The sequence below is a fragment of the Mixta sp. genome, assembly GCF_024610815.1.
GTDB lineage: Bacteria > Pseudomonadota > Gammaproteobacteria > Enterobacterales > Enterobacteriaceae > Mixta > Mixta calida.
Genome location: NZ_JANION010000220.1, coordinates 1 through 8,447 on the forward strand (window position 1 = coordinate 1; position 8,447 = coordinate 8,447).

The following is an 8,447-nucleotide window of genomic DNA, read 5'->3' on the forward strand; positions in this document are numbered from 1 at the left end:
CCACCGCTGGTCCGACGCGCGAAGCGCCTGATCCGGTGCGCTATGTTACGAATCACAGCTCCGGCAAAATGGGCTTTGCGATTGCCGCCCCCGCCGCCGCCCGCGGCGCGAACGTCACGCTGGTCGCTGGCCCGGTTTCGCTGCCGACGCCTGCCGGAGTGACGCGTATTAACGTCACCAGCGCGCTGGAGATGGAAAAAGCGGTCATGGCGCAAATTACGCGGCAGAACATTTTTATTGGCAGCGCAGCCGTGGCAGACTACCGCGCGGTGGAAATTGCGGCGGAAAAAATCAAAAAACAGGGTGATGAAATCACACTAAAGATGATAAAAAACCCTGATATCGTCGCCGGCGTAGGCGCCATGCGCGAACAACGCCCTTACGTCGTAGGGTTTGCCGCTGAAACCCGTAATGTGGAAGAATACGCCCAACAAAAACGTGTGCGGAAAAATCTGGACCTAATCTGCGCCAACGATGTTTCTAAATCCGGGCAAGGTTTCAACAGCGATACCAATGCTCTTCACCTTTTCTGGCAGGAGGGAGAAAAAGTTTTGCCGCTTGCGGACAAAACGCTCCTTGGCCAGCAGTTATTAGACGAGATTGTCAGCCGTTATGATGAAAAAAATCGACGTTAAGATTCTTGATGCGCGTGTCGGCAAAGATTTTCCGCTGCCGACGTACGCTACCTCTGGTTCCGCAGGTCTGGATTTACGCGCCTGCCTTGATGCGCCGCAGGAGCTGGCGTCGGGCGCAACGACGCTGCTGCCGACCGGCCTGGCTATTCATATCGCCGACCCTTCGCTGGCCGCGGTGATTTTGCCGCGCTCCGGTCTCGGCCATAAGCACGGCATCGTACTGGGCAATCTGGTTGGCCTGATTGATTCTGATTATCAGGGCCAGCTGATGGTTTCCGTGTGGAATCGCAGTCAGGAGAGTTTTACGATTCAGCCTGGCGAGCGCATCGCCCAACTGGTTTTTGTGCCGGTGGTGCAGGCGGAATTCAACCTGGTTGAGGATTTCGACGCCAGCACGCGCGGCGAAGGCGGTTTCGGTCACTCCGGTCGGAATTAAACGCACAGCGAACACCCTCCACAACCCGAATTTTTTATTTTTCAGCACCGTGAGTCGCCTTCTCACGGATGTTGCGTGGGCCTTTGCCCGTTTATGGTAAATCTCAGGGGTTTATAACGTCATGGCAGAAAAAAAGAGCGCGAAAAGGAATCGTCGCGATGAAATCCTGCAGGCTCTGGCGCAGATGCTGGAATCCAGCGACGGCAGTCAACGCATCACCACCGCCAAGCTGGCCGCCACCGTAGGCGTTTCAGAAGCGGCGCTCTACCGCCACTTTCCCAGCAAAACGCGCATGTTTGACAGCCTAATCGAGTTTATTGAAGACAGCCTTATTACCCGCATCAACGCTATTCTGAAAGATGAAAAAGAGACCATGACGCGCCTGCGGCTGATCGTGCAGCTCATTCTGGGCTTCGGCGAACGCAATCCTGGCCTGACGCGTATTCTGACCGGCCATGCGTTGATGTTTGAGCAGGATCGCTTACAGGGCCGCATTAATCAGCTATTTGAACGTATTGAGGCGCAGCTGAGACAGGTGATGCGCGAAAGAAAAATGCGCGAGGGCGAAGGCTTTGTCACTGATGAAACCCTGCTGGCCAGCCAGCTGCTGGCGTTCTGCGAAGGGTTGCTGTCACGCTTTGTACGTTCCGAGTTCCGCTATCAGCCAACGCAGGAGTTTGAAGCGCGCTGGCCGCTGCTGGCGGCGCAGCTGGTCTAACTGTGCAGAAAACGCCGGGCGGCGATTTTGCCCGGCGTCCTGACTTTACATCAGATGCCGTAGTTTTTACGGTAGGCGCGCACCGCCGCCAGATGGTCAGCCATTTCCGGTTTTTCTTCCAGATATTCAATCAGATCGCTTAGCGTAATAATCGCAGTGACGTGACACTGGTAATCGCGCTCCACTTCCTGAATCGCTGAAATCTCGCCGCGTCCGCGCTCCTGACGATCAAGTGAAATCAGCACGCCAGCCAGACGCGCGCCGTTGGCGGCGATAATTTCCATCGATTCACGGATGGCGGTGCCAGCGGTAATCACATCGTCGACCAGCATCACGCGCCCTTCCAGCGGGCTGCCGACCAGCAGGCCGCCTTCGCCGTGATCCTTCGCTTCCTTACGGTTAAAGCAGTAAGGCACGTCGCGCTGGTGGTGGTCAGCAAGCGCAACGGCGGTAGTAGTGGCGATCGGAATGCCTTTATACGCCGGGCCGAACAGCAAATCGAAGTCAACGCCGGAATCAACCAGCGCCTGTGCGTAAAAGCGCCCCAGCAACGCCAGGTCGCGCCCGGTGTTAAACAGGCCTGCATTGAAGAAATAAGGGCTTTTGCGCCCCGACTTCAGAGTAAATTCGCCAAATTTCAGTACCTGCTTGTTTAAAGCAAACTCAATAAAATCACGCTGCCAGGCTTTCATCTTTGCTCTCCTCAAAAATCAGATATAAAAAAGGCGACTCTCTGGTCGCCTGAAATAATCAGTTGTTCAGCGCCGCTTTCTGCGCCTGGATCAGGGTATCAATGCCGCCTCGCGCCAGCGCCAGCAGTGTTAACAGTTCTTCGTGGCTGAACGGCTCGCCTTCTGCGGTGCCCTGCACTTCGATCATGCGGCCATCCTCCAGCATCACCACATTCATATCCGTTTCGGCAGCGGAATCTTCTACATATTCCAGATCGCATACCGCTTCGCCGTTAACGATGCCGACGGAAATCGCCGCGACCATGCCCTTCATCGGATTTTTAGCCAGCTTGCCTGCTGCGACCAGCGCATTAAGCGCATCCGCCAGCGCCACGCACGCGCCGGTAATCGAAGCGGTACGGGTGCCGCCATCGGCCTGTAATACATCGCAATCCAGCGTAATGGTGAATTCGCCCAGCGCCTTCAGGTCAACCGCCGCGCGCAGCGAACGTGCGATCAGGCGCTGGATTTCCAGCGTGCGGCCGCCCTGCTTGCCTTTTGCGGCTTCACGCGCGTTGCGGCTGTGAGTAGAGCGCGGCAGCATGCCATATTCGGCGGTAATCCAGCCCTGTCCCTGACCTTTCAGGAAGCGCGGCACGCCCTCTTCTACGGTGGCGGTGCAAAGCACTTTGGTATCGCCGAATTCAACCAGGACAGAACCTTCTGCATGTTTGGTGTAGTGACGGGTCAGGGTGACGGGACGCACCTGCTGTGTGAGACGGCCTGCTGGACGCATGGTTTTTCTCCGGCTTGCTAATATTGGCTGCGCATTATACGGTCTTCAGCCTGCTCTGCCTACCGGCCCTTTCCCCGCTTTGTCTCAGAAAAACCGGGGACGCGGCATTAGTCCAGCGTTTTACGGTAGGAAGCGAGCGCCACCGTCATCACTATTACCGCCAGGCCGCCCAGCGGCAGCAGATCGGGCAACAGCTCCGCAAACGTATAGCCTTTCAGCATAATGCCTTTAATCAGACGGATAAAGTAGGTTAGCGGCAGGCAGGAGCCCAACCACTGGGCCCAGACGGGCATGCTGATAAACGGGCTGATAAAACCGGAAAGCATGACGGAAGGAATAAAATAGAAAGAAGACATTTGCAGCGCCTGCAGCTGATTCTGCGCCACGCTTGAAATAGTGATGCCAATTGATAAGCAGAGAAAAACGTAAACCATCAGCACGCTAAAAAGCAGAAAAACGTTGCCCAATAACGGGATGTGAAACAGAAACACTGCGCAAAGCAGGATCAGGACAGACTGAAAAATGCCGATTAATACATAGGGAATAATCTTGCCGGTAATCACTTCCAGACTGGTCAGCGGGGAAATCAGCAGATTTTCTATCGCGCCGCTTTCCCGCTCCCGGGTAATGGCAAGCGCGGTCATAAGGATCAATGTGGTGCTGAGTATCGAGCCGATAATGCCCGGTATGGTATTGTACTGCGTAATCCCCTCGGGATTAAACATACGATGGATCACCAACTCAAAATCGTCCGCGCTTATCTCGCTGCGCAGCGCTGGCGGCAGCGCATGCTGAAACAGGGTTTTTGACGCCTGTGTAATGGCGCTCAGCGCGTTGCCTATGGTTAAGGGATCGATAGCATCGCCTTGTAGCAGGATCTGCGGCTTTTCGCCGCGCAACATTTTTTGCGTAAACCCTTGCGGAATGGTCACGATAAAAATGACTTCGCCGCGTACAAACGCGGACCGCGCCTCTTTTTCCGAAGCCACAGGCATCATTGAAAAGTAGCCGGTATTTTGCGCTGCCGAGACAAAAACCTGACTTAAACGCTCGGTATCGTAGTTAATCAGCGCGGCAGGAATATTGCGCGCATCCATATTGACGGCATAGCCAAGTATGGTGAGCTGCAGCAGCGGCGTTACCACCACCATAGCGATGCTGATCCTGTCCCGACGCAGTTCGTGAATTTCTTTTATCACTACGCCAAGCCAGCGTAACAGGGAAAAGTTAACGCGTATTTTCTTTAGCATTGTTTTTCATCAGCCAGGTAAAGGCGTCTTCCAGGTTGGTTTCAACTCTGCAAACGTGATAGTCGGAAGGAACATGCTTCGAGACGATAGCGCTTAACAGGCTTTCGTCATTTGAGGTAACAAACAGGCTATTGCCGAATATTACCGTCTGTTCAATACCGGGAAGATTCAACAGCTCACTTTCCAACGCAGTCAGCCTGCTGCCGCTTATTTTGAAGGTAATAAGCTGCTGCGCCTCGATAATCGACCGCACGCTTCCGCTGGCCAGCAGGTTGCCGTAAGAGAGGTAGGCGACCCGGTGGCACCGCTCAGCCTCATCCATATAGTGGGTACTGACCAGAATCGATATGCCCTGATCAGACAGCTGGTGCAGTACCTGCCAAAACTCACGACGCGCTTTAGGGTCAACGCCGGCGGTCGGCTCATCCAGAAAAAGCAGGGAAGGTTGATGCAGCATACAGGCCGCCAGCGCCATACGCTGTTTCCATCCGCCGGAAAGAAACTTCGCCAGCTGATGCTGACGGGAGATCAGGCCCAGCTCTGCCAGGGTGCGGTCAACGCGCTGTCGATATCGGTCCAGGTTATAAATTCGTGCGATAAACAACAGGTTTTCGCGGATGGAGAGGCTGCCCCACATTGAAAAATGCTGCGTCATATAGCCTATATGTTTTTTAATCTTTTCGCGCTGCGTAAAGATATCCATATTCAGGCAGTGGCCGCTGCCGGAGTCGGGCGTAATTAAACCGCACATCATACGAATCGACGTCGTTTTTCCGCTGCCGTTCGGTCCAAGAAAACCGTAAATCTCCCCTTTTCTCACAGTAAGAGAAAAGTCTTTTACGACATGGTTTTCGCCGAAGCGTTTATTGAGCTTACAGACTTCGATACAGTTTTCATTCATCAGCAACGAGCTCAACGTTAACGGGCTGTCCTGTTTTAAGGAAGGGCGCATCCGCTTTTACCGGTACCGCCTCCGCCATAAACAGCAGCTTTTCCCGTCGCCGGGTGCTGTAGATCACTGGCGGAGAAAACTCTGCCTGCGGGCTGATATAGCGAACGTGACCGGAAAGCGCGCGTTTGCAGCCGTCACAGATTATGTTAACCCGGGTTCCGTGACGGATCTCACCCAGCCGTTTTTGCGGCACGTAAAAACGTACTTTGATATTCTCCGGCGCAAGCAGGCTGATAATCGGCTTGCCGGCCGCAGGCATTTCGCCGGGCTGATATAAAATGTCATACACCACGCCGTCCAGCGGCGCCGTCAATAGCCTTTGCTGCAGCTCCCAGGCGGCTTTATCACGCTGAAGCGTTGCCGCCTGAACACGGGAACGTTGATGAGTAATTTCCGCCTGTCGCGCTGGCAGCCTTTTCAACGCCAACTGATGCTGTAGCTCTTTTACCTGCGCATTTTTCTGCGCATACTCCCCTTTCGTAGCCTCCCACTCCGCAACTGAAATCATTTTTTCGCTATACAGGCGCTTTTTCCTGTCAAGCTGACTTTTCGCCACGCTGGCGGCCGATTTTGCCCGTTCAAGCTGCGCCTCGATCATCTCAATGCCCTCAGGCCGCTCTCCCCTTTGTAAATTTCGCAGCAGCGCCCGCTCCGCCTGAACATTCTCCTCAGCGACCCGTAGCGCGTTCTCCGCTAAAAAAGTCTCCATCTGCGCCAGCTTTTGCCCCTTTTTTACAAACTCACCTTTAGCGACAAACAACTGTTCGACTTTGTCCGTAAAAGGCCGCGACAGATAGGTAAATTCTCCGTAGGTATAGCCTGGCAGCGTAAAAGAGCCGGAGCCGTCACAGCCTGAGAGGCCCATTATTATCGCCAATAAATATAAACTTCTGGCTATCAGCATTATTCATATATCCCAAATACGATGCGCGCACCGTCGAAAGTCATTAACACTTAACTTATTTCTGTTAATACATTACAGGATTCTATATCTGCTCCACAGGCAGTATCTTTTGGGGTAAATAACGCCGACAGTACATTTTATTTAGCTTATTGATTTCGCAAAAATTCAGGCCGGCAATGGAATTAAACGTGCTATCTTCAACGAAGGCTATTATTTTAGACCCGCCTTCGCTGTACCATTTAACCGCCTGCTTATAGGGCCACGGCAGTTCATAACCCTTATCACGCAGCAGGTGGTTCAGCCTGCACCAGTCTTGCTGAAAATTATCGCCGCTAAAAAAATGCAGAATCTCGTTCTTATTTACCCCATATCTTTTCTCGGGCGCGCATAAAATTTCATCTGAGGAGAGGTAGGCCTGATAAAACCCAACCATCAGCTTTTGCACGTAGGGTGAATAACTTCGGGGAATGGTTAAACGCCAATAAGGTATTTGTAAGCCTTATGCCTTAGCGCAACGTGAAAAATTCCCTTCCAGAGTTCGTCCAGCGCATGGGTTTTTTGATACTGTTTTTGTATAAATCCGCGTCCAATCTCAATACTTTGGCTGATAACGGCCAGCGCCTCAGGTTGATAACGGAACAGGCTATGGCTGTAAAGCTCTTCCAGGCCATGCCTGCCAATTTGTTCGCCAGCAAAGACAAATCGATAGGCGCCGGCAATTTCAAGCCGGGCGGGATCCCATAAAATAATGTGGTAATAATCATCATCGTAGCGGTCGTTATCATATTTCTTGCCCGTCCCTGCGCCTATCGCCCGAAAAGATATCTCTCGCAGGCGGCCAAGCTCACGCAGCACCGGCGAATAACCTTCGCCATGATAGCGATAAAGCAGCACGCTTTTCCCGTCAGCAAGTTGCTTTAATCGTTCGCACTGGCTTAGCGCGGCATTCAACAAGCTGCGGTTTTCCGGCTGTGCCAGCGGCGCGGCGAGTGGTAATACAGGCGGCTTATCTGTTGCCATTTGCTGTACATGCTGCTGAAAAGATGCGGCAACAACGGCTAACTGTTTTTTTTCACAGTCGATTCTGGCAAGGTCAATCTGCCGACCAATTTTAATGTGCAGCTTTCCCCCACGATGCCGAAGACATTCGCGCAGTATCATCAGATTAGAGAGAGGACGCCAGACAATGGCGGTGAGATAATAACGTAAGCTGTTAAATCCTCTGATATATACCGGCACCAGAGTAGCATGCGTTTTTTTAGCTAATTGCAGAAATCCAGGATGCCAGGGAAACTCTTTTAACCCGACAGGATTGATGCCAGCCAGCTTTCCCGCCGGAAAAATAATCAGCACGCCGCCGCTTTCCAGATGCTTGCTCATCTCTTTATACTGACTTACCGCTATTTTCCCTTGCATATTTCTGATGCCGATAGTCAGCGCTTCAATTTGAGGCAACAATAATGGAATAACATGATTAGCCACTACCTTGATATCTTTCCTGACTTTTGCCACTGACGAAATCAAGGCGATGCCGTCAATAACGGTAGGATGATTTGAGAAGAGAATAGTCGGACCCTGCGCCGGTATATTGTCATAGTCGTCGCAGTGGACATTGAAGCGAAACGCAAGTATTTCTGTAAAATTTTCAATCCAATCAATACCCTGCTTGTCTGATACCCTATCCGTATAAGCATCAATCTTATCTTTTCCTATTGCCCACCTGAATAAGCTTTTCTGCCATCCAGGTATTTTCTTATCCGGAAAGAACTCTACTAACAACTTATTAACAACATCCATGTCATCACCTTAGCTTTCTTGTGAGTTTTTTAATAGTCATCCTGTGCAGATGCGGCTCTCACATTAAAAACCGTCTGTTCCCTACTGCCAGAACAGACGACTGCCCCAGCCGAAGCGAGAGAATATCTTTCCTCTTTAATAAATCAACATACCGGCCAGATAAAATTATCGTATCCGCCGACACTGCCTATGTTACTGACTAGCCAGCAACATCACAGTTAATCAGGAGTTATTATCGATGCAGAGGAAAGTCTGCTTACTTCGACTGTATGATGGTTGCTATTTAAG

At 52.0% G+C, this 8,447-nt stretch carries 10 protein-coding genes; 3 read left to right on the top strand and 7 right to left on the bottom strand.

Going from position 1 to position 8,447, the window contains the following annotated elements; translation table 11 throughout:
• The 3 genes from coaBC to slmA all read left to right on the top strand — a co-directional run.
• On the top strand, positions 1-635 hold a 635-nt coding region (gene coaBC, locus MYY08_RS16930), incomplete at its 5' end, for a bifunctional phosphopantothenoylcysteine decarboxylase/phosphopantothenate--cysteine ligase CoaBC (RefSeq protein WP_288015044.1).
• Entirely contained in the window at positions 613-1,071 is a 459-nt protein-coding gene (gene dut, locus MYY08_RS16935; protein ID WP_038629151.1) for a dUTP diphosphatase, read from the top strand. The genes coaBC and dut, both read left to right, overlap by 23 nt.
• Before the next feature lie 121 nt (positions 1,072-1,192).
• Positions 1,193-1,789, top strand: coding sequence for a nucleoid occlusion factor SlmA (gene slmA / locus MYY08_RS16940; RefSeq protein ID WP_038629154.1), 597 nt, complete (start codon positions 1,193-1,195; stop codon positions 1,787-1,789).
• A gap of 50 nt (positions 1,790-1,839) precedes the next feature.
• On the opposite strand, the gene pyrE is transcribed toward slmA, so the two are convergent.
• The 7 genes from pyrE to MYY08_RS16975 all read right to left on the bottom strand — a co-directional run bounded on the left by pyrE (position 1,840) and on the right by MYY08_RS16975 (position 8,159).
• The gene (gene pyrE, locus MYY08_RS16945; protein ID WP_038629156.1) at positions 1,840-2,481 is read right to left on the bottom strand and encodes an orotate phosphoribosyltransferase; all 642 of its coding nucleotides are present in this window, start codon (positions 2,479-2,481) and stop codon (positions 1,840-1,842) included.
• Positions 2,482-2,539: 58 nt separating this feature from the next.
• A complete protein-coding gene (gene rph, locus MYY08_RS16950; RefSeq protein WP_038629158.1) occupies positions 2,540-3,256 on the bottom strand; it encodes a ribonuclease PH in 717 nt (238 codons plus the stop codon).
• 107 nt (positions 3,257-3,363) lie between these two features.
• On the bottom strand, positions 3,364-4,506 hold the full coding sequence (locus MYY08_RS16955) for an ABC transporter permease (RefSeq protein WP_038629160.1): 1,143 nt from the start codon (positions 4,504-4,506) through the stop codon (positions 3,364-3,366).
• A complete protein-coding gene (locus MYY08_RS16960; RefSeq protein ID WP_104951613.1) occupies positions 4,484-5,407 on the bottom strand; it encodes an ABC transporter ATP-binding protein in 924 nt (307 codons plus the stop codon). The genes MYY08_RS16955 and MYY08_RS16960 overlap by 23 nt, the downstream gene beginning before the upstream one ends.
• Complete coding sequence (locus MYY08_RS16965) at positions 5,400-6,323, bottom strand: HlyD family secretion protein (RefSeq protein ID WP_288015052.1); 924 nt, start codon at positions 6,321-6,323, stop codon at positions 5,400-5,402. The genes MYY08_RS16960 and MYY08_RS16965 overlap by 8 nt, the downstream gene beginning before the upstream one ends.
• A 121-nt stretch (positions 6,324-6,444) precedes the next feature.
• Positions 6,445-6,807 (bottom strand): hypothetical protein, encoded by a 363-nt coding sequence (locus tag MYY08_RS16970; RefSeq protein WP_288015055.1) that lies wholly within the window; start codon positions 6,805-6,807, stop codon positions 6,445-6,447.
• A gap of 26 nt (positions 6,808-6,833) precedes the next feature.
• The gene (locus MYY08_RS16975) at positions 6,834-8,159 is read right to left on the bottom strand and encodes a bifunctional lysophospholipid acyltransferase family protein/GNAT family N-acetyltransferase (RefSeq protein WP_288015058.1); all 1,326 of its coding nucleotides are present in this window, start codon (positions 8,157-8,159) and stop codon (positions 6,834-6,836) included.
• Positions 8,160-8,447 lie beyond the last annotated feature (288 nt).

What these genes read in the sequence shown, in the direction of transcription:
- dut (WP_038629151.1), top strand. Translation starts at nt 613, where the DNA reads ATGATGAAAAAAATCGACGTTAAGATTCTTGATGCGCGTGTCGGCAAA.
- slmA (WP_038629154.1), top strand. Translation starts at nt 1,193, where the DNA reads ATGGCAGAAAAAAAGAGCGCGAAAAGGAATCGTCGCGATGAAATCCTG.
- pyrE (WP_038629156.1), bottom strand. Translation starts at nt 2,481, where the DNA reads ATGAAAGCCTGGCAGCGTGATTTTATTGAGTTTGCTTTAAACAAGCAG.
- rph (WP_038629158.1), bottom strand. Translation starts at nt 3,256, where the DNA reads ATGCGTCCAGCAGGCCGTCTCACACAGCAGGTGCGTCCCGTCACCCTG.
- MYY08_RS16955 (WP_038629160.1), bottom strand. Translation starts at nt 4,506, where the DNA reads ATGCTAAAGAAAATACGCGTTAACTTTTCCCTGTTACGCTGGCTTGGC.
- MYY08_RS16960 (WP_104951613.1), bottom strand. Translation starts at nt 5,407, where the DNA reads ATGAATGAAAACTGTATCGAAGTCTGTAAGCTCAATAAACGCTTCGGC.
- MYY08_RS16965 (WP_288015052.1), bottom strand. Translation starts at nt 6,323, where the DNA reads ATGGGCCTCTCAGGCTGTGACGGCTCCGGCTCTTTTACGCTGCCAGGC.
- MYY08_RS16975 (WP_288015058.1), bottom strand. Translation starts at nt 8,159, where the DNA reads ATGGATGTTGTTAATAAGTTGTTAGTAGAGTTCTTTCCGGATAAGAAA.